Below are 23,114 nucleotides of genomic sequence, written 5' to 3' on the forward strand. Positions count from 1 at the left end.
CTGATTACTGGGGGTTGAGCACTGCCGCGCTTTGCTGCGCGGCCAGTTCCCGGTTGCGGTTGGCGTAACCCTCGGCCATCACCGAGCAGACGATCAGCTGCAACGGGTGATAGATCATGATCGGCAGCAGGATCAAGCCAAGGCCGGGGTTGGCGCCGAAGATCAACGCCGCCATCGGTGCACCGGCCGCCAGGGATTTTTTGCTGGCGCAGAACACCGCGGCAATCTCATCGGCAGGGCTGAACTTCAGCGCGCGAGCGGTGCGGGTGGTCATCCACAGGATGATTGCCAGCAGAATCGCACTGCCCAGCAGCGCAGTCAGAATCACGCTGTTGCCCTGTTGCTGCCACATCCCCGACACCATCGAATTGCAAAACGCCGAGTACACCAGCAGCAGAATCACCAGTTTGTCGGCGATGTTGGTATAGCGCTTGTGCCGAGCGAAAAACTTGCCCAGGAGCGGCCGCAGCAATTGCCCGAGCACCAGCGGCAACAGCAGCATGGCGCACAAATCGAGCAGGGTTGAGCCCAGATCGATGCCTCCCGCGCCGCTGCCAACCACGAAACTCACCAGCAGCGGTGTCAGAAAAATCCCCAGCACGCTGGACAGGCTCGCGTTGAGAATCGCTGCCGGCACGTTGCCGCCCGCGCTACCGGTCAGGGCCACGGACGAGGAAATGGTCGAGGGCAGGGCGCAGAGGTAGAGGAAGCCGAGCATCAGCAGTGAGGGGATGTGCGAACCCAGCAGTTTGTCGCTCAGCAGCCAGATCAATGGAAACACCGCAAAGGTGAAGGCTTGAACCATCACGTGCAGCTTCCAGTTTCTCAGCCCGTGGCGGATCTGCTCGCTGGAGAGATTGACCCCGTGCAGGAAGAACACCAGAAACACGCCGATGTTGATCACGTACTCCGCGTGCATCCCGCCGCCAGTGGCGCCGAAGGTCGGGAAAAAATACGCCAGCAGGGTGGCGATCAGCATGCCGCACAAGAACCAGTCGGTGACCACGCGTTTGAAGTGTTTGAAGGCATGCATGATGGGCACCGAATCCGTTTGTAAGAATTGATGACTTAGCCTAACGTCGGCTCCATCAGCCGTCTTGCGACATAAGGCCAATCAATGCCGACTAACGGACAACTTTCCCTCGAACGGACCATCCCGGCGCTGATGGCGTTGCCGCGTCCGTTGTATGCGCGGGCGGAAAGTCTGAACGCCGGTTCGTGGACGCCGCCGCATCGTCACGATTGGGTGCAGTTTTCCTACGCCATCAGCGGCGTTCTCGGTGTGCATACCGCCGAGGGCAGTTTCTTTGCGCCGCCGCAGTGGGGCATCTGGATTCCGGCGGATCTCGAGCATCAGGTCGTGACCTCGATGCGTGCCGAGATGCGCAGCCTGTACGTGCGCCGCGAGGACTGCCCATGGGCGGACGGGCGTTGCCGGGTGCTGGAAGTCACGCCATTGGCGCGGGAGCTGATCAAGCGTTTTTGCCTGTTTCCGGTGGAGTATCCACAGGGCGACAGCCAGGAGGCGCGATTGGTGGGCGTGCTGCTGGATCAGTTGGCGAGTCTGCCGGAGGTGGGGTTTTCCTTGCCGCTGCCCCGGCATGAACGGTTGCTGGGCTTGTGCAACGAGTTGATCGACAGCCCTGAACGCAATGCGACCTTGCAGGAATGGGCCGAGCGTTTGGGCACGTCGGAGAAAACCTTGATGCGCTTGTTCCAGCGTGAAACCGGCTTGAGCTTCCGCGGTTGGCGGCAGCGCATGCGGCTGCTGTCGTCGTTGAGTTTGCTGGAAGAGGGGAACAGCGTGACCCATGCCGCGCTGTCTTGCGGGTATGACTCGACGTCGGCGTTTATTGCGGCGTTCAAGGGGTTGTTCGGGTTTACCCCGGGGGAACTGTTTAGGCAGTAACACCACCGAACCAATGTGGGAGCGGGCTTGCTCGCGAAGAGGCCATCACATTCAACATCTCTGTTGGCTGACAGTCCGCTTTCGCGAGCAAGCCCGCTCCCACACTGGATCTGCGGTGTTCTTGGATATTAGGTTCTGAACCGCCGAACCAACCCATCCAGCTCATTCGACAACCCCGCCAGGCTCTGAGAATCCAGGCGCGCCGAGTTCGCCAGTTCCGCCACCAACTGCGCATCGCCATGAATCTGGCTGATGTGGCGATTGATGTCTTCCGCCACTTGATGCTGTTCCTCTGCCGCCGTGGCGATCTGAGTGTTCATGTCGCGAATCACATCCACCGATTCACGAATCTGCCCAAAACTGCTGCGTGCTTCACCGATACGGGTCACCGATTGCTGCGACACTTCCAGGCTCGCGTGCATCTGCTGCGTCACCTGGCTGGTGCGTTTGGCCAGGTTGCCCAGCAACCCGTCGATTTCCGCCGTAGAGTCGGCCGTCCGTTTGGCCAAGGCGCGAACTTCATCCGCCACCACCGCAAAACCACGACCCTGTTCACCCGCCCGGGCCGCTTCGATGGCGGCGTTCAGTGCCAGCAGGTTGGTCTGTTCGGCGATGGAACGAATGGTCCCGAGGATCGACTGAATGTCGTTGCTATCGCGCTCAAGCTGTTGCATCGATTGCGCCGATTGTTCGATTTCCTGGCTCAAACGATCAACACTGCTCACGGCGGCATCGATCTGCTGCTGACCTTCGCGCGCCTGGCGCTGGCCGCTGTCGGCCGACTCGGCGGCCTGGCTGCAGGAGCGTGCGACTTCGTTGGCGGTGGCGACCATTTCGTGGAACGCCGTGGACACCATGTCCACCGCTTCACGCTGGCGCCCGGCGGCTTCGGCCATGTCGCTGGACACCTGGGTCGAACTCTTGGAGGTGGCGAGGATCTTGGTCGCGGCGCCGCCGATGCTTTGGATCAGGTTGCGAATCGCCGCCAGAAACTGATTGAACCAGTTGGCCAATTGAGCCGTTTCGTCGCTGCCACGGATTTGGAGATTCTTGGTCAGGTCGCCTTCACCTTGGGCGATGCCTTCCAGACCGCTGGCCACGCTGCGGATCGGCCGCACGATCAGGCTGGCGAAACTGGCTCCGACGATGGCGAAGAATACCGCCAGTACCGCTGCAATGATCGCGATCAGCCAAGTCAATTGGGTGGCCGAGCTCATCACGTCGGTCTGCTTGATCAGGCCGATAAAGGTCCAGCCCAGTTGTTCCGACGGCCAGACGTTGGCCATGTAGCGCTCGCCATTGAGCTCGACTTCCACCAGCCCTTTGCCGGCCTTGGCCAGTTGCGCGTAGCCGTCGCCGAGACTGTTGAGGGCCTTGAAGTTGTGTTCCGGTTGCTTCGGATCGACCAGCACTTTGCCGGTGTTTTCCACCAGCATCAAATAGCCGGTTTCGCCGAGTTTGATCTGTTTGACGATTTCGGTGAGCTGCTTGAGCGTCACGTCGATGCTGACCACGCCGCCATTGCTGCCCAGTTTGTTGTCGATGGTGCGCACGGTGCTGACGTAAGTCGCGTCATCCTGAGCCCAGTAATAGGCCTCGGTGCGAAATGGTTTGCCGGGTTTGGCCTGCGCGGCTTTGTACCAAGGGCGCTGGCGCGGATCGTAATTGCTCAGTTTCGCATCGTCCGGCCAAGACACGTAACCGCCCGCCGCCGTACCGAGGATGGCATAGGCGTAGGCCGGGTGGCTGTTGCCCAGGTCCTGGAGGAGGGCGAAGACCTTTTTGTCCGACTCGCCTTGGGGAATGCTCTCGGCGTTGGCGCTCATGTAGGTCTTGAGGCTGTCGTCGGAGTCCTTGATCAGCGGTTGGGTGGCCAGGTAATCGACGTTCTGGCTGATGCCGTCAAAGAACAGCTGCATGGCATTGCTGACCTGACGAATCTCACGGCCGCTGCCGTCGACAAAATTATCCTTGGCGTCGCTGCGCAAGTTCAGCACCACGAGGGTGGCGACCAGCACCACGGGCAAGCAGGCGATGATTGCAAACGCCCAGGTCAACTTCTGTTTGATGTTCATCCGCGCTCCAGTTTTTTCTTGTAGGCCCACGCAGTGCAGATGACTCGCGGATTATTGGCAGCCGAAAATGTTCGATACCCCGATCCTTGAGTGCGCCCTCGTTATCATTGTCGGGGCGATTGTCGGACAATTCCTTTTCTCTCTAATGACTTCGGCTGACGAACGTGGAAATTTAGGCCTGTTGAGAAAAATCCGGCGAAGGGTAGGGGCTACATGTCAGATTCTGTCGCAAATGCCCCTGTAGCCCTTCGTCAACAAGTGGCGCAGGCTCAGCTATGATCCTGAGCGGTCAATGAGTTGTGCCCGTTTATCCGGCACATTGTGTGCTTCTTGATGTTCATGGGAACGTTCATAGGTCGGCAACCCCTCCCGCGAATGAGAGGATTGCCGTATAACGAATGACTTTCGCGTGTTTGGTAATAAAGGACCCACAATAAAAGCTGATGAAGACTCCAAAACGCATTGAACCCCTGATCGAGGACGGTCTGGTCGACGAGGTGCTGCGCCCACTCATGAGTGGTAAAGAAGCAGCTGTTTATGTGGTGCGCTGCGGCAACGAGCTGCGTTGTGCCAAGGTCTACAAGGAGGCGAATAAACGCAGTTTTCGTCAGGCGGCCGAGTATCAGGAAGGCCGTAAGGTGCGCAACAGCCGGCAGGCTCGAGCGATGGCCAAGGGCTCCAAGTTCGGCAAGAAAGAAACCGAAGACGCCTGGCAGAATGCCGAAGTGGCGGCGTTGTTCCGCCTGGCCGGTGCCGGCGTGCGCGTACCCAAGCCGTATGACTTCCTCGAAGGCGTGCTGCTGATGGAGCTGGTGGCCGACGAGTACGGTGATGCCGCGCCGCGTCTGAACGATGTGGTGCTGGAGCCGGACCAGGCGCGCGAATATCACGCGTTTCTGATTTCGCAGATCGTGCTGATGCTGTGTACCGGTTTGGTGCACGGTGACCTGTCCGAGTTCAACGTGCTGCTGACGCCGACCGGCCCCGTCATCATCGACTTGCCGCAAGCGGTGGATGCGGCGGGCAACAACCACGCGTTCAATATGCTGGAGCGGGACGTGGGCAACATGGCGTCGTACTTCGGTCGCTTTGCACCGGAGTTGAAACGCACCAAGTACGCCAAGGAAATGTGGGCGTTGTACGAAGCCGGCACTTTGCACCCGGCCAGTGTGTTGACCGGCGAGTTCGACGAGCCGGAAGAGCTGGCGGACGTCGGCGGGATCATGCGCGAGATCGAGGCGGCCCGTCTCGATGAAGAGCGTCGTCAAGCGGTTCGGGCGGCGGATGATGCGCCACCGAGCAAGGCCGAAGAACCGCCTCCGCCGTGGATGCAGTAATCGGTTGACCCAAAACCCGGCCTCGGCCGGGTTTTTTGTAGCTGCCTGCCCGAATCCCCCAAACACCGAAGAACCAATGTGGGAGCGGGCTTGCTCGCGAAAGCGGTAGATCAGTCGACATTGATGTTGAATGACACACTGCATTCGCGAGCAAGCCCGCTCCCACAATAGTTTTGCGCCAACACTAAATCTGCGCCCGGCACCGATTTATTGTGGGAGCGAGCCTGCTCGCGAAAGGGCCATCGCCTTCAACATAAAACCTCCTACATACTGCACCGCTCGAAACACCCCACACTCAAGGACTGAATGTGAACTCCACCCGCAATGCCCAATTGATCATCGCCGCCCGGCTGATTTCGGACTTCGGCGCTTTCCTCAACATGGTTGCCCTGGCCACCTACGTCTATCTACTCAGCAACAGCGCCATGAGCGTCGGCATCTTCCTCGCCAGCCGTGTAGCCGGGGGGATCTTTGCCAGCCTGATCGGCACCCGGTTCTATCGCCGCTGGGCTGGGCGCCTGCCGCTGATTGCCTTCGACCTGCTGCGCGCCGGGTTGCTGGGCTTGCTGCTGGTGTTGCCAGTCACCCAACAAGCGCTGCTGCTACCGTTGATCGCGTTCGGCCTGGGGTTCGGCAATTCGATGTTCGCCATTGGCCTCAACAGCCAATTACCGCACATGATCGATAAGGCGCAGCTACTCAAGACCAACGCCTGGATAACCTCGGCGTCATCTGCGGCGATGGTCGGCGGGAGTCTGGTGGCAGGTTTGTTGGTGGCCGGGTTTGGCTTTGAAACGGTGTTTGTCCTGAACGTGGTCACTTACCTGCTGGCGGCGTTGTTGATTGTGCCGCTGCGATTTCCCAGACCGACACTCAGTGACGAGCCCCTTCACCAACAAGGCGAATGGCCGGCCCTGCGTCAGGGTTTGCGCACGGCGCCAGTGCTGGCGGCGATGCTGGCCGTTGCCATGGCCGATACGCTGGGCAGCGCCGCACACAACGTCGGTTTACCGATCATTTCAAAACTGCTGACACCCGAGTCGGCCAGCACCACTCTGGGCCTGATGCTGGCGGTCTGGGCCATCGGGAAATTCATCGGCGCGCGAATCGCCAGTCGTCTGAAAGGTACGGACAACGCGCACCTTGAACGGCGATTTTTCTTCGGTGTGTTGCTGATGTCCTGTGGTTTCATCCTGATGTTCCAACAGCAAACCCTTTACGGCTTGCTGCTGTTTTCATTGCCCGCAGGCTTGGGCGATGGCTTCTCGGAAGTCGGCCTGATGTCGCGCCTGCAACGTGAACCGGACAACCTGCGCCTGCCGATTTTCAGCTTTCTGACGCTGCTGCAAATGACCGGGTTCGGCATCGGCATGTTGATCGCCGCGCCGTTCTATTCCTGGTGGACGCCCGGCTCGGTGGTGTTGTTGTTCCACGGTATTCCCCTCACCACGTTGCTGGTGGCGAAGGGGGTGGCGCTCAGGAGTGAGCGGGTTCGGCGCAGCAGCCCGACGCCAGCTCCTTGAGGATCGGGCAGTCCGGGCGGTGGTCGCCGTGGCAATGTTCTACCAGGTCTTGCAGGGTGTCGCGCAGTTGGCCGAGTTCGCGAATCTTCTGGTTCAACTCATCAATGTGCTGACGGGCCAGCGCCTTCACATCGGCACTGGCTCGCTGACGGTCTTGCCAGAGGGTCAGCAGTTTGCCGACCTCTTCCAGCGAGAAGCCCAAATCCCGAGAGCGCTTGATGAACGCCAGAGTGTGCAGATCGTCGTCGCCATAGACCCGGTAGCCACTGTCGGTGCGATGGGCTGCTTTGAGCAGGCCGATGGACTCGTAATAACGAATCATCTTCGCGCTCAGACCGCTCTGGCGGGCCGCTTGGCCAATGTTCATCGGTTGTCCTCCAGGTCTTTGGGTTTCCAGGTTTTCAACAGTAACGCATTGCTCACCACGCTGACGCTCGACAGCGCCATGGCCGCGCCGGCCAGCACCGGGTTGAGGAAGCCGAACGCCGCCAGTGGCAGGCCGATCAGGTTATAGACGAAGGCCCAGAACAGGTTTTGGCGAATCTTCGCGTAGGTCTTGCGGCTGATTTCCAGCGCCGCCGGCACCAGTCGTGGATCGCCGCGCATCAGGGTGATCCCGGCGGCGTGCATGGCGACGTCGGTACCGCCGCCCATGGCGATGCCGATGTCTGCCGCGGCAAGGGCCGGTGCGTCGTTGATGCCGTCGCCGACCATGGCCACAACACCGGTTTTTTTCAGTGCGGCGACGGTGGCGGCTTTGTCCGCCGGTAATACTTCGGCGTGGACATCGCTGATGCCCAGCGCCTCGGCGACCACCTTGGCGCTGCCGCGGTTATCGCCGGTTAGCAGGTGGCTGCTGATGTTCCGTGCGCTTAAGCGTTGCACCGCTTGCAAGGCGCCGGGTTTGAGCGTGTCACCGAAGGCGAACAGGCCGAGCACTCGCGGTTCAGGGCTTTGTTCGATCAGCCAGGACAAGGTCCGGCCTTCGGTTTCCCAAGTGGTTGCCGAGTCGGCCAATGGCCCGGCGCTCAGTCCGCTTTCTTCCAGCAGACGCCGATTGCCCAAAGCCAACCGTCGACCATCGAGACTGCCGGCAATGCCGCGCCCGGTCAGCGATTGACTGTTGCTGACATCAGCCACGGTCAAGCCGCGCTCGGTGCAGGCATCCAGCACAGCCTTGGCTAACGGGTGTTCACTGCCGCGTTGCAGCGCACCAGCCATTTGCAGCAGAGCAGCTTCATCACCTTCGATGGCACTCAGATGAGCGATGCGCGGCGTACCCGAAGTCAGCGTGCCGGTCTTGTCGAACACCACGGCGCTGACTTCATGGGCGCGCTCCAAAGCTTCGGCGTCCTTGATCAGAATCCCGTAGCGCGCTGCCACACCGGTGCCGGCCATGATTGCCGTCGGCGTGGCCAGCCCGAGTGCACAAGGGCAGGCGATCACCAACACCGCGACGGCGTTGATCAATGCGGTTTCCAGTGGCGCGCCGTACAGCCACCAACCGATCAAGGTCGCCAGCGCGATCAGCAGCACCGCCGGCACGAACACCTGGCTGACTTTATCCACCAGTTTCTGGATCGGTGCTTTCGCCGCCTGCGCGTCTTCGACCAGGCGGATGATCCGCGCCAGCACGGTTTCTGCACCGAGCGCCAAGGTCCGAACCAGCAGCCGACCTTCGCCATTGATGGCCCCGCCGGTGACCTGGTCACCCGGCTGTTTCGGTACTGGCAGGCTCTCGCCGCTGATCAGTGCTTCATCGGCGTGGCTCTGGCCTTCCACCACTTCGCCATCCACCGGGAAGCGTTCGCCGGGTTTGACCATGACCAGATCGTTGAGGCGCAAAGCGCTGATCGCAACGTCCTGCTCGCGGCCATCGATCACCTGAATGGCTCGCTCCGGACGCAAGGCTTCAAGGGCGCGGATGGCACTGGCGGTCTGGCGCTTGGCGCGACTTTCCAGGTATTTGCCCAGCAGTACCAGAGCGATCACCACCGCCGAGGCTTCGAAATACAGGTGCGGTAGGCGGCCGGTGGCGGTGGCCCACTCGTAAACGCTCAAGCCGTAGCCAGCGCTGGTACCCAGGGCCACCAGCAAATCCATGTTGCCGGCGCCGGCGCGCACGGCTTTCCATGCAGCGATATAGAAGCGTGCGCCGAAGATGAACTGCACCGGCGTCGCCAACGCAAACTGCACCCACGCCGGGAGCATCCAGTGCACGCCGAAAGGTTGCAGCACCATCGGCAGCACCAGCGGCAAAGCGAGGGCAATAGCCGCCAGCAAAGCCCAGCGTTCACGGTGTAGTCGTTGTTGTTGATTGTCGATTTGCGGGTGTTCGATTTCCCAGACGCTGGCGGAGTAACCGGCCTTGGTCACGGCGCCGATCAGGGTTTGCGGGTCGACCTGGCCGAGCAATTCGAGGTGGGCCCGTTCGTTGGCCAAGTTGACGCTGACGCTTTTGACCCCCGGCATCTTGGCCAGTGCCCGTTCGACGCGGCCAACGCAGGACGCGCAGGTCATGCCGTCGATGCTCAATTCCAGGGTCTGCTGCGGCACGCTGTAACCGGCCTGCTGCACGGCCTCCATCAAGGCCGGCAGGCTGTCACTGGGCGCTTGAACCCGGGCCTGTTCGGTGGCCAGGTTGACGCTGACGGCCGTGGCGCCGAGAACTTTGCTCAAGGCACGCTCGACACGCCCGGCGCAACTGGCGCAGGTCATGCCGGCAATCGGCAGATCGAAGGTGGTGGATTCGGACATCGGGCACGCTCCCTGTAGAAATTACCTACAGGATCAACCTTGCCATGCGGGCAAGGTCAAGCGCCACTCTGTAAATCGTTGCGACCCAAATCCTGGAAGGACAGGGAGACCATGTCGCGCCCTTCGCGAGCAAGCCCGCTCCCACAGGTCTTGCATAAATCCTGTGGGAGCGGGCTTGCTCGCGAAGAGGCCATAACATTCACCCACGAAGATGAGTCAGCCCCCATACGCTGGGTTTCAGTATTCGAGGGCGGCAGGCTTGAGGTACATCCCTTCCTGCGTCATCGCAATCCGGAACTTCAACACGTCCCCGGCCTTGAGCGTGATGTTCTGCGAGCCCGGCGCGAGCATGCCCGGGTTGCACCCCGGCGCCTGGCCCGGCAGCAGTTTGAGGCGCAGGGACACATTGCCCGGCGGCAGGTTGAACGAGGTGCTCTGTTCCTGGAACAGTCGCGCCGATAGCTGATCCTGGATGTACACGCCGATTTCACAGGAAGTCGACACTTCCAGGCGCTCGCGGGAAATGATCAGCACGCCGTAATCCTCCCCGGCGGCTTGGACCGAAGGTGTCGCGGCAAATAGGCTGAGGAAGCCAAACAGGCTGAGAGCTGACCAGCGCATGGCTGAATCTCCTGATGTCGAGTCATAGATGGACGCAGCTTGGCCGAGCACGGCGCCGATTGCCAGCCCGGCAGCTTGCTTCAGAACTTGACCTTGCCATGGTGGCAAGCTCGAGACTGCCCTCAACCCGTATTGAAGGGCCCCATTAAGGAGACGTCCCATGCAAGTGTTCAACGTTGAAGGCATGTCCTGCGGTCATTGCGTCAAGGCCATCACTCAGGCGCTGCAAACCAAGGATCCCGCGGCCAGCGTGCGCATTGATCTGGCGGCAAAAGAAGTCGGCGTTGAAAGTGCGCTGACGGCTGATCAGGTGATCGCTGCAATCAGCGAAGAGGGTTATGACGTCAAATTGGCCTGAGTTTTTTAATAGTTAGCGACCTAACGGAATGTTCAAGGCGTCCACGCCCGGCTAGACTGTTGGCCTGCCGATCCATGGCCAACCTGCATGCCTAACCTGGACGCCTGATGAACCTCCGTACAATCCTGATTCTCGGCGCCTTGAGCGCTTTCGGTCCGCTGGCGATCGATTTCTATCTGCCGGCATTCCCGGCGATGGCGCTCGCTTTCGGCACCGACGAAAAACACGTTCAACTGACCCTGGCGGCCTATTTCCTCGGTCTGTCCATTGGCCAACTGGCGTACGGCCCGGTGGCGGATCGCTTTGGACGGCGGATTCCCTTGCTGACAGGTCTCGGCTTATTCACCGCCGCTTCATTGGCCTGTGCCTATGCGCCGACTCTGGAGTGGCTGATTGGCGCACGTTTCGTCCAGGCGCTGGGTGGTTGCGCGGGCATGGTGATTTCGCGGGCGGTGGTCAGCGATAAATGCGATGCGGTGGGTTCGGCGAAGGTCTTTTCGCAGTTGATGCTGGTGATGGGCCTGGCGCCGATTCTTGCGCCGATGCTGGGCGGGTTGCTGGTCAACACGACTGGCTGGCAATCGATCTTTCTCGTGCTGACCGGTTTTAGTGCACTGGCAGGGTTGGCAGTGGCCCTCGGGCTGCCGGAAAGTCTGCCGGCCCATGTGCCGCGCCAACCGTTGTCGGGCGCGCTGCGTCAGTACGGTCGGTTGTTGGCGGACCCGATCTTCCTCGGCCATGCCCTGACTGGCGGTGTCGCCATCGCCGGGATGTTTGCCTACATCGCCGGTTCACCGTTCGTCTTCATCAAACTCTATGGCGTGCCCGCCGAGCATTTCGGCTGGCTGTTCGGCATTAACGCGGCGGGGTTCATTCTGGTGGCCCAGGTCAATGCCCGGATGCTGGCCAAGCGCGGTCCGGCCTTTTTACTGGCGCGTACCGTCTGGCTCTATCTGGCGGGCGGTCTGGCTCTGTTGGCGGTCAGCGCGTTGCACACCGCGCAGTTGTGGCCGTTGCTGATTCCGCTTTTCCTCTGCATCGCCAGCCTGGGTTGTATTGTGCCCAACGCCTCGGCCTGCGCCATGAACGGGCAGGGCGCGCGGGCGGGCAGTGCCTCGGCGATGCTCGGTTGCCTGCAGTTCAGCGTTGCCGCCGGGGCCGCAGCATTGGTGGGGGTTTTGCATGATGGCAGCGCCATGCCGATGGCCCAGGTCATCAGCCTGTGCGGGATTCTGGTGGTGAGCGCGGCAACGCTCACCCGACGTTTGCAAAATGCCCGGGCGCTGACGCAAGCCCAGGTCTGAGGACGGACTCAGCCAGCAGCGCGATGCTGACGGTCGGGAAACTGATGGGGCGCGTGCAAGCGCGCTTCAAGCGTTTTAGTGAAGGCCAGAGCTTCGGCCTCACTGCGGAACGTCACGGCGTGTTGATCCAGGCGGACCTGCCAGCGGGATGTTGCCACTTCTTTTATCAGGATCTTCATTGCTGACTCCTCTCGTAAAAGACATCACGTAAATGATTGTTCGCAGAGTTTTCGATTGTAGACCCGAATACGATCGCAATTGTGACAACGATCAATTCTCTGACTGACGGCAAAAGATCGCCGGCTCCAACGAAGGCTGCGATCTTTTGATCTTCAGGTCAGAACCCTTCAAGCACAATCTTGCCCTTGGACTTACCACTCTCAAGCAGCTCATGGGCACGCCGCAGGTTGGCCGCGTTGATGGTCCCGAAGTGCTCGCCGACCGTGGTTTTCAGCGTGCCTGCATCGATCAGCCCGGCGACGCGGTTGAGCAGTTTGTGTTGCTCGATCATGTCTGCGGTTTCGAACAGCGAGCGGGTGTACATGAATTCCCAGTGCAGCGACAGGCTCTTGCGCTTGAGCTTGGTCACGTCCAGCGACTTCGGATCATCGATCAGCGCCAGTTTGCCCTGCGGCGCCAATGCCTCCACCAATTGATCCAGGTGTTGGTCGGTCTGAGTCAGGCTGGCGACGTGGGTCACATACTCGAACCCCGCACGTTTGAGTTCGTCACTCAGCGGCTGGCTATGATCGATCACCTGATTGGCGCCCAAGTCACGCACCCAGCTCTGGGTTTGTGCACGGGAAGCGGTGCCGATGACCTTCAGCCCGGTGAGCTGGCTGGCCAATTGCGTGAGGATCGAACCCACACCGCCAGCGGCACCGACGATCAGCAGGCTCTGGCCCTCATCGGTTTTGCCTTCGCGCACTTGCAGGCGTTCGAACAGCAGTTCCCACGCAGTAATGGCGGTCAGCGGCAGGGCGGCGGCTTCGGCGAAACCGAGGGTTTTCGGCATATGGCCGACGATTCGTTCGTCCACCACATGCAACTCGCTATTGCCGCCGGCACGGGCGATGGAGCCGGCGTAGTACACCTTGTCGCCGGCCTTGAACAAGGTCACTTCGCTGCCGACGGCCTTGACCACACCGGCCACGTCCCAGCCCAGCACCTTTGCCGCGCCACCTTCAGGCTGGACGTTCTGGCGAATCTTGGTGTCCACCGGGTTGACCGAGATGGCTTTGACCTCCACCAACAGGTCGCGCGGGCCGGCGACCGGTTCTGGCAGTTCGATATCTTGCAGGGATTTTTCGTCGCTGATGGGCAGGGAGGCGTAGTAGGCGATGGCTTTCATGGTGGGTTCCTGAGCGGGAGTAATTTCGATGGGACAGATGATTGGTTATTTCCCGGCGAGATAAAACCCGCTAAAACAGCAGTCTCTTTCAATATTTTTTTGATAATCGGGGCTGACGATGTTGCGTTTCGATGACTTGCAGTTGTTCGTTCGGGCTGCGGACCTGGGCAGTCTGTCGGCGGCGGCGCGGGTGATGGATATGTCGGCGGCGGTGGCCAGTGCGGCGTTGAAGCGCATCGAACAGCAACTCGGCGCACGCTTGCTCACCCGTTCTACCCGTAGCCTGCGCTTGACCGCTGAAGGCGAGGGCTTTCTGGAATACGCCCGGGCAGCCTTGAGTAATCTCGATGAGGGTCGCCGCTTGCTGGCCAGCGGGCAGGATCAGGTCAGCGGTATTTTCCAACTGTCGGCGCCTTCGGATTTCGGTCGCAACCTGCTGTTGCCGTGGCTCGACGAGTTTCAGCGTGAGCATCCGAAACTCACGGTGCGGTTGCTGCTGGGCGACCGCATCGCCGACCTGTTCCGCCAACCGGTGGACATTGCCCTGCGTTATGGCGAGCCGGAAGACTCGAGTCTGGTGGCGCTACCCATTGCCCCGCAAAACCGTCGCGTGCTCTGTGCGGCGCCGAGTTACCTGGCCCGGCATGGCGAACCTCGGCATCTGGAGCAACTGGCTCAGCACAATTGCCTGTTGTTCATGCTCGGCGGCCGGGTCCACGATCACTGGAGTTTCCACGATGGAAAACGGGAAGTGAGCCTGACGGTCAGTGGCGATCGCTTCAGTGACGACGCCGATGTTGTGCGTCTGTGGGCCGTGGCAGGGGCGGGAATTGCGTATAAGTCTTGGCTCGATGTCGCTGCCGATGTATTGGCTGGCCGGTTGAAAGTGCTGATGCCGGAGTTACTTTGTGAGCGCGCACCGCTGAATTTGCTGTGCGCCCATCGCGCACAATTGAGTAAGCCGGTGAACCTTTTGCGGGAAATGCTTGCCAGCCGATGCGCTCGCATAAGCAGTCAATTTCCGACGAAATCGGATGTCAATCATTAGTCGCAGGAAAATAGCGAAATTTCTGTCAGGAACTATCACCACCAATGGATCCCCGAGGGCAGGAACCGGCGGTTAACCCGCTTATACTAGCGCTCGCCTCATGTACGCACCGTCGACCTCGCAATGGCGAGTTCAGGTTCGATTCGGTCATACCCGATGGTCATCACCGGACCTTCGTTGCGCCCGCGAAGCAATGGCCTGGGTGAGTGGGTGGCTTTGCCGGTTTATGGCGGTTTTCGCGTCTTGGCCGACGACACATTACTGGTCAAGATGTCTCTGAGCAGTAGACGAAACGATTCAACAGGGAGTGAATACATGGAACATGCACCTTGCATCAGCCAGATCGCCACATTGCTGGCTGACCCAAAGCGCAGCGCAATGATGTGGGCCTTGATGGACGGCTCGGCGCGGCAAACCGAAGAGCTGGCGTTGCTGGCCGGCCTGTCGCCGTCTTCGGCCAGTGCGCATTTAGGGCGTTTGTCCGCCGGAGGTCTGTTGAAAGTCGAAACCCGTGGACGCAAACGGTTTTTCCGGCTTGCCGCGCCCGAAGTCGGCGCCGCGATAGAGGCCCTGGCCAGCGCGACCCTGGCCAGTGCGCCTCGGGACATTCCAGAGGTTTTCAAACGCGCGAGCCCTATCGCCAAACCTCAGGCGGCTCCTTCGTCACTGCTGCGAGCCAGGCTCTGCGACGACCATCTGGGCGGCACCCTGGCCGCCGACCTCTACCAGCGTCTGCTGGATGCGGGGTGGATCGAGCAATTCGATCAGCGGGTCATGATCACCCACAAGGGCGCCACACAATTGGCAACGCGCGGTGTGTTCATCCAGGCGCTGGCTCATCGCAACAGCAGAGTCGCCTGCGCTTGCCCGGACTGGAGCGAAAGACGCCCGCACATGGGCGGTTCATTGGGTGCGGCGTTGTTGCAGCTGTTCATGCAATCCGGCTGGTTGAGCCTGCCCAACGATTCGCGAGCCTTGCAGATCACCGCTGCGGGGCAACGGGAAATCCACCGCTTCGCCAAGGAAACCGAGCTGGAAATGGCGCTTTAGACCATTGAGGTGCGACGTCCGGGATTTGTTTCAGGCGTCGTTCAGAGCTGTGGACAGGTCGCATCCAGCAATAATCCCCAGCCGCTATCGCGCACACTCGATCCGGGGATTTTCAGGATTGGGGGAATGAGGCATGGAAACACGAAGCTTCAGCGCGGCAGAACGATTGGAACGGCTGCCCATCAGCGGTTATCACCGCATCATTTTCATCATCATTGCCTTGGCGTTTTTCTTCGACTCCATGGACTTGGCGATGATGACCTTTCTGCTCGGCTCGATAAAAACCGAGTTCGGCTTGAGTACGGCGCAGGCCGGGTTGCTGGCCAGTTCGAGTTTTTTCGGCATGGTTCTGGGCGCATCGCTGTCCGGCATGCTGGCCGACCGCTTCGGGCGCAAACCAGTGTTCCAGTGGAGCATTGTGTTGTGGGGCATCGCCAGCTACCTGTGCTCCACGGCGCAGAACGTCGAAACGCTGACGCTGTTCCGAGTCTTGCTGGGAATCGGCATGGGCATGGAATTTCCGATTGCGCAGTCGATGCTGTCGGAGCTGATTCCGGCAAAGCGACGTGGGCGTTACATCGCATTGATGGATGGTTTTTGGCCCCTCGGTTTCGTCGCGGCCGGGGTGCTGTCGTACTTCCTGTTACCAGTGATTGGCTGGCGCGACATCTTTCTGGTGTTGGCGGTGCCGGCGGTGTTCGTCCTGGCGATTCGTTTTTTCATTCCCGAGTCACCGCGCTGGCTGGAGCAGGCCGGGCATCATGACGCGGCGGATAAGGTTTTGCGCGGCATCGAAGACCGGGTTCGGGCTTCACTGGGCCGTGCGGAGTTGCCTGCCCCGATTCGCCTGCCCCGGGTGGCGAGTCAACCGGGCACTTTCTTCTCTGCGCTACGAGAGATCTGGTCGGCGCAGTATCGCCAGCGCACGATGATGATCTGGAGCGTGTGGTTCTTCGCCTTGCTGGGTTTCTATGGCCTGACGTCCTGGCTCAGCGCACTGTTGCAACAATCGGGTTTTGCCGTGACCCAATCGGTGTATTACACGGTGGTGATTTCCCTCGGCGGAATTCCCGGTTTCCTCATGGCCGCCTGGCTGGTGGAGCGTTGGGGGCGTAAACCGGTGTGCGTCGTGACATTGCTCGGCGGTGGGGTCATGGCGTTTCTTTATGGCCAGAGTGCAGTGTTCGGTGGCAACGTCAGTCTGTTGATTACCTCGGGGCTGCTGATGCAGTTCTTTCTGTTCGGCATGTGGGCGGTGCTCTACACCTACACCCCTGAGTTGTACCCGACATCGGCACGCGCCACGGGCTCGGGGTTCGCGTCAGCCATCGGCCGCGTGGGGTCGTTGCTCGGGCCGTTGGTGACCGGGCTGGTGTTCCCGATGACCGGGCAGGGCGGAGTGTTTGCGCTGGGGGCGATGTGCTTTGCGATTGCGGCGGGGGTGGTGTGGATGTTCGGGATGGAGACCCGGGGCAAGACGTTGGAAGAGTTGAGTGAGCCGGTGATTATCAATTAATCACCGATTAAATGTGGGAGCGGGCTTGCTCGCGAAAGCGGTATGCCAGTCGACATCATCGTTGACTGACACGCCGCTTTTCGCGAGCAAGCCCGCTCCCACATGGGTTGTGCGGTAAACCTTACGGTTTCACCAACCGCGCATCCAGGCTGTTCTGCGCCAGGCGCTTGGCCTGATCCTGGGTCATGCCCAGATCGGTGTACAGCGCATGGAAGTTCTCGGTGACATACCCGCCGAAGTAGGCCGGGTCATCGGAGTTCACCGTGACCTTCACACCGCGCTCCAGCATGTCGAGGATGTTGTGTTGGGACATGTGATCGAACACACAGAGCTTGGTGTTCGACAATGGGCACACGGTCAGCGGGATCTGCTCGTCGATGATCCGCTGCATCAAGCGCTCGTCTTCGATGGCGCGCACGCCATGGTCGATGCGCTGGATTTTTAGCAGGTCGAGGGCTTCCCAGATGTACTCGGGCGGGCCTTCTTCACCGGCGTGGGCCACGGTCAGGAAGCCTTCGTTGCGCGCACGATCGAACACCCGCTGGAACTTGCTCGGCGGGTGGCCCATCTCCGAACTGTCCAGGCCCACGGCGACAAACGCATCGCGGAACGGCAATGCCTGGTCGAGGGTTTTCTGCGCTTCGTCTTCGCTCAAGTGACGCAGGAAACTGAGGATCAAACCACTGGTGATGCCCAGCTGCTGCTCGCCATCCTTCAGTGCGGCGGCGATGCCGTTGAGCACCACTTCGAACGGGATGCCACGGTCGGTGTGGGTTTGCGGGTCGAAGAACGGTTCGGTGTGAATCACGTTCTGCGCCTTGCAGCGCAACAGGTAGGCCCAGGTCAGGTCGTAGAAATCCTGAGACGTGCGCAACACATCGGCGCCCTGGTAATACAGGTCGAGAAACTCTTGCAGGTTATTGAAGGCGTAAGCCTTGCGCAGGGTTTCAACGTCGCTCCACGGCAGGGCTATCTTGTTGCGTTCGGCCAGGGCGAACAGCAGCTCAGGTTCCAGCGAACCTTCCAGGTGCAAGTGCAATTCTGCCTTGGGCAGGGCGTTCAGCCAGTCGTACATTTTTGAATTCTCATCAGGTGCAATGAGGGCATTCTACAGATGCCCGCAGAAACAATGAGCAAAACCTGACCAGCCGGTTCATTACACGGCTTCCTGTTCCCGTCGATAGGCGTAGGTATCGGCGAAACGCGACAGCAGGAATTCGGCGCAGGTGGTGGCCGGATACTTCGCCGGATGCCGTTCGTCCTGGCAACCGGGCAGGCATTCGATGGGCGTGTCGGGATGCGGTTCGGCAAAGAACGGCATCGAGTACCGATCCACCCCCAGCGGGCTGATCACCCGGTGCGGCGTCGACAGGTAACGGTCGTTACTCCAGCGCGCCATCATGTCGCCGAGATTCACCACGAAGGTGCCTTCTATCGGCGGCGCATCGATCCATTCGCCCTGTACGTTGCGCACTTGCAGACCGCCAGCGGCATCCTGGTAGAGCAGGGTGATGCAGCCGTAATCGGTGTGAGCGCCGGCACCTTGCTGATCTTCGGTGCTGGCAGTGTGGCGCGGCGGGTAGTGAATCATCCGCAGCACGCTGACCGGTTCGTTGAAACGTGTATCGAAGAAATCGCGCTCGATGCCCAGCGCCAGGGTCATGGCCCGCAACAGGGTTTGAGCGAGCGCCTGCATGTCGACGTAGTGTTGCTCCATCAGCGATTCCCAACCGGGCATCGACGGATGACGGTTGGGGCCGCGCAAAGGTTTTTCCGCAATAACCTCGGGATGATCGGCCGGCAGGTGCAGCCCCATGTCGAAGGTTTCTTTCAGATCGCTGGGTTTGCTCGGGTCGAGTTGTTCGGTGGCGATGGCGCCATAGCCGCGGTGGTGGCGGGTCTGGGTGATGTCGATCTTGAGTTTTTCAGCGGCAGGCAGGGCGAAGAAGCGTTGGGCATGGTCGAGCACGGCATCGATACGCGACGGGGCGATCGGGTGGCCCTTGATATAGAAAAAGCCCCATTCGCGGCAGGCATGGTCGATTTGTGTGGCGATCGATTGCCAGGCGTTTTGATCAGCGCTGTAGAGCGGGCTGATGTCGATGATCGGGAGTTGGTTCATGCGCAGTCCTGATAAATGCGATGTCTGAAACACAACCCAGCACACACCATAAATCCAGTGTGGGAGCGGGCTTGCTCGCGAAAGCGATGTGCCAGTCGATATCAATGTTGCATGACACACCGCTTTCGCGAGCAAGCCCGCTCCCACAGGGTTTCGTGTCTGCCTAAGTCACTTCGGTATCTCGGCCTTCATGCCTTCGACGTAATAGTTCATCGACGCCAGTTCCGCATTGGTTGCCGTCGCACCCGCCGGAATTTTCTCCACGCCGGCCTGGTCCTTGATCGGCCCGGTGAACGGATGCAACGCACCGCTCTTGATGTCGGCGATGATCTGCTCGGCTTCGGTTTTCACCGCGGCCGGTACCAGGTCGCTGATCGGCAGCTCAACCGTGCCTTCCTTCAGACCGCCCCAATAATCCTGGGATTTCCATGTGTGGTCGAGCACGCTTTGGGTCGCCTGAATGTAGTGCGGTCCCCAGTCGTTGACGATAGACGTCAGCACCGCTTTCGGCCCGAAATGCGCCATGTCCGACGCATAACCGACGGCGTACACGCCACGCCGTTCGGCCGCCTGGATCGGTGCCGGGCTGTCGGTGTGCTGGAACACCACGTCCACGCCCTGATCGATCAACGCATTGGCGGCGTCGGCTTCTTTACCCGGATCGAACCAGGAATTGACCCACACCACTTTGATCTCGGTGCCAGGGTTGTACTTGTTCAGGGCTAGCTGGATAGCGTTGATGTCGCGGATGACTTCCGGAATCGGGAACGAGGCGACGTAGCCGACTTTCTTGGTCTTGGTCATCTTCGCCGCGAGGAAACCGCCGACGTAGCGGCCCTCGTAAGTGCGCACCAGGTAAGTGCCAAGGTTCTTGTCTTGTTTATAGCCGGTGGCGTGTTCGAAGGTCACCTTGGGAAATTGCTTGGCAACTTTCAGGGTCGGGTTCATGTAGCCAAAGGATGTGGTGAAAATCAGGTCGTACTTGTCCTTGGCCATGTTGCGGATCACCCGCTCGGCATCGGCGCCCTCGGCGACGTTCTCCACGTAGTTGGTGGTGATTTGCTCACCGAACTTCTCAGCCAGCGCCTTGCGTCCCTGTTCATGCTGATACGTCCAGCCGTGGTCACCGATCGGACCGATATAGACGAAGCCGACTTTCAGCGGGTCGGCAGCACTGGCGGTCAGGCTGGCGCTCAGACCGATGGCTGCGGCGACAGCGCAAAGCAGCTGCTTCAACGGACGTTTATGCATGAACTGGAACTCCATTTTGTTGTGAGATGGAGGAGGGCAATGCAAATTGCTGACCAACAGGACAACAAATGGATCGAAATCGCGTAACGGCCATCGCGGGCAAGCCTGCTCCCACATGACCTGCGCAAATCCTGTGGGAGCGGGCTTGCCCGCGAAGAGACCCGTAAGGCCGATAAAAGTGCATGGCCAAGCGCAACTGCCATCCACTGGTGCGCTAAGGTGTAACGAAACGTTGGCGCCGCCCCGCAGTCAGTAGCTAATCACGCCGATTTCGCTCAGTTCGGCAAAAGGCCCGCGATGCTCACACTCATCAAGCAAGAAAAGTTTCTACTGCTGGCCCTGATCGCCGCCTTCGTCGCCTACCCGATGGAGCACTGGCTGCTGCACAGCGGCCAGACCATCGCCCTGACCGCCGGCCTGGTGCTGATCGCGTTCATCGTCGCCGCCTCGATGCGCGTTGCCCATCACGCGGAACTGCTCGCTGAAAAAGTCGGCGATCCCTACGGCACGATGATCCTGACCTTGGCAGCGGTGTTGGTGGAAGTGGTGATCCTGGCGATCATGATGAGCAACGAAGCCTCAAAAACACTGGTTCGCGACACGATTTATTCAGCGGTGATGCTCGACATCAACGGCATTCTCGGCCTGGCCGCGTTAATGGGCGGGCTCAAGCATGGCGAACAGTCTTACAACGACGACTCGGCGCGCAGCTACAGCGTGATGATCCTCACCGCCATGGGCGTTTCGATGGTGGTGCCGGAGTTCATTCCCGAGGCCAACTGGAAACTCTATTCAGCCTTCACCATCGGCGCGATGGTCGTGCTCTACGCCTTGTTCCTGCGCATGCAGGTCGGGCCTCATAGCTATTTTTTCAGCTACAGCTACCCGGAGAAACGTCGCAAGAAAGACCCCGTTGAAAACGAGCCCGCTCCCGTCAGTCTGACGCTCTCCATCGGTACGTTGATCTTCGGCGTGGTGGTGATCGGCGCATTGGCCGAGGTGATGTCCAAGACCCTCGATCTGGGCCTGGAAGGAACCGGAGCTCCGCCAGTGATTACGGCGATTCTGGTGGCGGCAATTTCCGCTGCGCCGGAGATTCTGACTGCGTTACGGGCGGCACTGGCCAATCGCATGCAGTCGGTGGTCAACATCGCCATGGGCGCGTCGCTGTCGACGGTGATTCTGACGGTGCCGGTGATGGAAGCGATGGCGCTCTACACCGGCCAGCCATTTCAGATGGCGATGACCCCGGTGCAGACCGTGATGATTTTTATCACCCTGATCGTCAGCGCGATCAACCTCAATGACGGAGAAACCAACGCCATCGAAGGCATGACCCACTTTGTGCTGTTTGCGACGTTCATCATGTTGTCGTTGTTGGGCCTTTAAATCACTGTCGAAACCGGATCAAAAATGTGGGAGCGGGCTTGCTCGCGAAAGCGGTTTTTCATTCAACATTGATGTCGACTGATACACCGCTTTCGCGAGCAAGCCCGCTCCCACATTAGATCGCTGTCGTATCAGACGCCGCTGATCAACTGCCGGGCCGCCTGGCTGTGATCGGCAATCAACCCTTTCAGATCCAGCCCCTCAACCTGCCCATCGATCACTCGCCACTTACCACCGACCATCACCCGGTCCGCCCGATCCGCACCGCACAGCAGCAGCGCAGACACCGGATCATGGCTGCCGGAGAAGCGCAGCTCATCCAGTTTGAACAGCGCCAGATCCGCCTGCTTGCCTACCGCCAGTTCACCAATATCACTGCGCCCGAGCAAACTCGCCGAGCCCTTGGTCGCCCAGCCCAGTACCAATTCCGGCGTAATCTTTTCGGCGCCATAACGCAGCCGCTGGATGTACAGCGCCTGACGGGTTTCGAGGATCATGTTCGACGCATCGTTGGACGCCGAACCGTCCACGCCCAGACCCAGCAGCGCACCCGCAGCGGTCAGGTCCAGCGTCGGGCAAATGCCGGAGGCCAGGCGCATGTTCGAACTCGGGCAATGGCAAATACCCGTGCCGGCCGCGCCGAGACGGGCGATTTCGTCGGGGTTGAAATGAATGCCGTGGGCCAGCCAGGTACGTGGCCCGAGCCAGCCGACACTGTCCAGATAATCCACGGTGCGAAGGCCAAAGCGTTGCAGGCAGAAGTCTTCTTCGTCGAGGGTTTCTGCCAAGTGCGTGTGCAGGCGCACGTCTAGGGAGTTCGCTAGTTCGGCGCTGGCGGACATGATTTCCGGGGTCACCGAGAACGGTGAACACGGTGCCAGGGCTATCTGAATCTGTGCCCCATCGCCGCGCTCGTGGTACGCGGCAATCAAGCGTTGGCTATCGTCGAGGATCACTTCACCTGCCTGGACGGTTTGCTGCGGTGGCAGGCCACCGTCTTTTTCGCCGAGACTCATGGAACCGCGAGTGAGCATGGCGCGCATGCCCAGTTCGCGAACACTCTCGACCTGCACATCGATCGCGTTTTCCAGACCTTCCGGAAACAGGTAATGGTGATCGGCCGCGGTGGTGCAACCGGACAGCAGCAACTCGGCCAACGCGACTTTGGTGGCGAGGGCAAGCTTTTCAGGGGTGAGGCGAGCCCAGACCGGATAGAGGGTTTTCAACCACGGGAACAACGGCTGATTAACCACCGGCGCCCAGGCACGGGTCAGGGTTTGATAGAAGTGGTGATGGGTGTTGATCAGCCCCGGCAGGATCACATGTTCGCGAGCATCGAAAACGTGGTCACAGGGCGCGGACGGTTGCTGGCCGGCGCTGAGCACTTCGACGATCAAGCCGTCTTGCACAACCAGACCGCCACGGGCATCGAGCGCGTTGGCCGTGAAAATGGCGAGGGGATTTTTTAACCAGGTACGGGTCGCAGGCATGGTGGCCGGCTCC

Annotated in this window: 20 protein-coding genes and 1 pseudogene; 9 read left to right on the plus strand and 12 right to left on the minus strand. The window is 60.3% G+C overall.

Annotation, left to right across the window (positions count from 1 at the left end; all coding sequences use genetic code 11):
- Positions 1-4: 4 nt before the first annotated feature.
- Positions 5-1,033 carry a bile acid:sodium symporter family protein gene (locus KVG95_RS08905; protein ID WP_217855755.1) on the minus strand — a complete coding sequence of 343 codons (1,029 nt, stop codon included), beginning with the start codon at positions 1,031-1,033 and terminating at the stop codon, positions 5-7.
- Positions 1,034-1,117: 84 nt separating this feature from the next.
- On the opposite strand from KVG95_RS08905, the gene KVG95_RS08910 reads away from it, so the two are divergent.
- Complete coding sequence (locus tag KVG95_RS08910; RefSeq protein ID WP_217855757.1) at positions 1,118-1,909, plus strand: AraC family transcriptional regulator; 792 nt, start codon at positions 1,118-1,120, stop codon at positions 1,907-1,909.
- Positions 1,910-2,037: 128 nt separating this feature from the next.
- On the opposite strand, the gene KVG95_RS30345 is transcribed toward KVG95_RS08910, so the two are convergent.
- Positions 2,038-2,805: a methyl-accepting chemotaxis protein gene (locus KVG95_RS30345; protein ID WP_370694472.1), complete on the minus strand. Its 768-nt coding sequence runs from the start codon at positions 2,803-2,805 to the stop codon at positions 2,038-2,040.
- Between the two features lie 90 nt (positions 2,806-2,895).
- A pseudogene (locus tag KVG95_RS30350) lies at positions 2,896-3,984 on the minus strand (cache domain-containing protein); the annotation flags it as partial.
- Between the two features lie 443 nt (positions 3,985-4,427).
- Between KVG95_RS30350 and KVG95_RS08920 the strand changes: the two are divergent.
- Positions 4,428-5,321 (plus strand): PA4780 family RIO1-like protein kinase, encoded by an 894-nt coding sequence (locus tag KVG95_RS08920; protein WP_123358581.1) that lies wholly within the window; start codon positions 4,428-4,430, stop codon positions 5,319-5,321.
- Positions 5,322-5,629: 308 nt separating this feature from the next.
- Complete coding sequence (locus tag KVG95_RS08925) at positions 5,630-6,844, plus strand: MFS transporter (protein ID WP_217855761.1); 1,215 nt, start codon at positions 5,630-5,632, stop codon at positions 6,842-6,844.
- On the opposite strand, the gene cueR is transcribed toward KVG95_RS08925, so the two are convergent.
- The 3 genes from cueR to KVG95_RS08940 all read right to left on the minus strand — a co-directional run bounded on the left by cueR (position 6,798) and on the right by KVG95_RS08940 (position 10,222).
- The gene (gene cueR, locus KVG95_RS08930; protein ID WP_007907120.1) at positions 6,798-7,211 is read right to left on the minus strand and encodes a Cu(I)-responsive transcriptional regulator; all 414 of its coding nucleotides are present in this window, start codon (positions 7,209-7,211) and stop codon (positions 6,798-6,800) included. The two genes, KVG95_RS08925 and cueR, sit on opposite strands and share 47 nt — an antisense overlap.
- Complete coding sequence (locus KVG95_RS08935) at positions 7,208-9,601, minus strand: heavy metal translocating P-type ATPase (protein ID WP_217855763.1); 2,394 nt, start codon at positions 9,599-9,601, stop codon at positions 7,208-7,210. The genes cueR and KVG95_RS08935 overlap by 4 nt, the downstream gene beginning before the upstream one ends.
- 237 nt (positions 9,602-9,838) lie before the next feature.
- Positions 9,839-10,222: a hypothetical protein gene (locus KVG95_RS08940; RefSeq protein WP_048396201.1), complete on the minus strand. Its 384-nt coding sequence runs from the start codon at positions 10,220-10,222 to the stop codon at positions 9,839-9,841.
- A 160-nt stretch (positions 10,223-10,382) separates the two neighbouring features.
- On the opposite strand from KVG95_RS08940, the gene KVG95_RS08945 reads away from it, so the two are divergent.
- Both KVG95_RS08945 and KVG95_RS08950 read left to right on the plus strand, forming a co-directional pair.
- Positions 10,383-10,580, plus strand: coding sequence for a cation transporter (locus KVG95_RS08945; RefSeq protein ID WP_217855765.1), 198 nt, complete (start codon positions 10,383-10,385; stop codon positions 10,578-10,580).
- 107 nt (positions 10,581-10,687) lie between these two features.
- Positions 10,688-11,884, plus strand: a complete 1,197-nt coding sequence (locus KVG95_RS08950; protein WP_217855767.1) for a multidrug effflux MFS transporter — start codon at positions 10,688-10,690, stop codon at positions 11,882-11,884.
- Positions 11,885-11,892: 8 nt separating this feature from the next.
- Here KVG95_RS08950 and KVG95_RS08955 read toward each other — a convergent pair whose 3' ends face one another.
- A complete protein-coding gene (locus KVG95_RS08955; RefSeq protein ID WP_217855769.1) occupies positions 11,893-12,063 on the minus strand; it encodes a hypothetical protein in 171 nt (56 codons plus the stop codon).
- Positions 12,064-12,221: 158 nt separating this feature from the next.
- Positions 12,222-13,235: a zinc-binding alcohol dehydrogenase family protein gene (locus KVG95_RS08960; protein ID WP_217855771.1), complete on the minus strand. Its 1,014-nt coding sequence runs from the start codon at positions 13,233-13,235 to the stop codon at positions 12,222-12,224.
- Positions 13,236-13,353: 118 nt separating this feature from the next.
- Here KVG95_RS08960 and vimR point away from each other — a divergent pair, with 118 nt between their 5' ends.
- The 3 genes from vimR to KVG95_RS08975 all read left to right on the plus strand — a co-directional run bounded on the left by vimR (position 13,354) and on the right by KVG95_RS08975 (position 16,849).
- Entirely contained in the window at positions 13,354-14,283 is a 930-nt protein-coding gene (gene vimR, locus KVG95_RS08965) for a transcription regulator VimR (protein ID WP_217855773.1), read from the plus strand.
- 315 nt (positions 14,284-14,598) lie between these two features.
- On the plus strand, positions 14,599-15,333 hold the full coding sequence (locus KVG95_RS08970; protein ID WP_217855775.1) for an ArsR/SmtB family transcription factor: 735 nt from the start codon (positions 14,599-14,601) through the stop codon (positions 15,331-15,333).
- A gap of 133 nt (positions 15,334-15,466) precedes the next feature.
- Positions 15,467-16,849, plus strand: a complete 1,383-nt coding sequence (locus tag KVG95_RS08975; RefSeq protein ID WP_050681982.1) for an MFS transporter — start codon at positions 15,467-15,469, stop codon at positions 16,847-16,849.
- 121 nt (positions 16,850-16,970) lie between these two features.
- Here KVG95_RS08975 and KVG95_RS08980 read toward each other — a convergent pair whose 3' ends face one another.
- The 3 genes from KVG95_RS08980 to KVG95_RS08990 form a co-directional block, all read right to left on the minus strand.
- Positions 16,971-17,924 (minus strand): adenosine deaminase, encoded by a 954-nt coding sequence (locus KVG95_RS08980; RefSeq protein ID WP_038978824.1) that lies wholly within the window; start codon positions 17,922-17,924, stop codon positions 16,971-16,973.
- An 81-nt stretch (positions 17,925-18,005) separates the two neighbouring features.
- Positions 18,006-18,971: a 2-oxoglutarate and iron-dependent oxygenase domain-containing protein gene (locus tag KVG95_RS08985; protein WP_052966566.1), complete on the minus strand. Its 966-nt coding sequence runs from the start codon at positions 18,969-18,971 to the stop codon at positions 18,006-18,008.
- A gap of 168 nt (positions 18,972-19,139) precedes the next feature.
- On the minus strand, positions 19,140-20,222 hold the full coding sequence (locus KVG95_RS08990) for a BMP family ABC transporter substrate-binding protein (protein WP_217855777.1): 1,083 nt from the start codon (positions 20,220-20,222) through the stop codon (positions 19,140-19,142).
- 297 nt (positions 20,223-20,519) lie between these two features.
- Here KVG95_RS08990 and KVG95_RS08995 point away from each other — a divergent pair, with 297 nt between their 5' ends.
- The gene (locus tag KVG95_RS08995; protein WP_217855779.1) at positions 20,520-21,611 is read left to right on the plus strand and encodes a calcium:cation antiporter; all 1,092 of its coding nucleotides are present in this window, start codon (positions 20,520-20,522) and stop codon (positions 21,609-21,611) included.
- A gap of 131 nt (positions 21,612-21,742) precedes the next feature.
- On the opposite strand, the gene KVG95_RS09000 is transcribed toward KVG95_RS08995, so the two are convergent.
- Positions 21,743-23,101 carry an 8-oxoguanine deaminase gene (locus KVG95_RS09000; protein ID WP_217855781.1) on the minus strand — a complete coding sequence of 453 codons (1,359 nt, stop codon included), beginning with the start codon at positions 23,099-23,101 and terminating at the stop codon, positions 21,743-21,745.
- Positions 23,102-23,114: the final 13 nt, after the last annotated feature.

It is taken from the genome of Pseudomonas farris, from assembly GCF_019145235.1.
Taxonomy (GTDB): domain Bacteria; phylum Pseudomonadota; class Gammaproteobacteria; order Pseudomonadales; family Pseudomonadaceae; genus Aquipseudomonas; species Aquipseudomonas farris.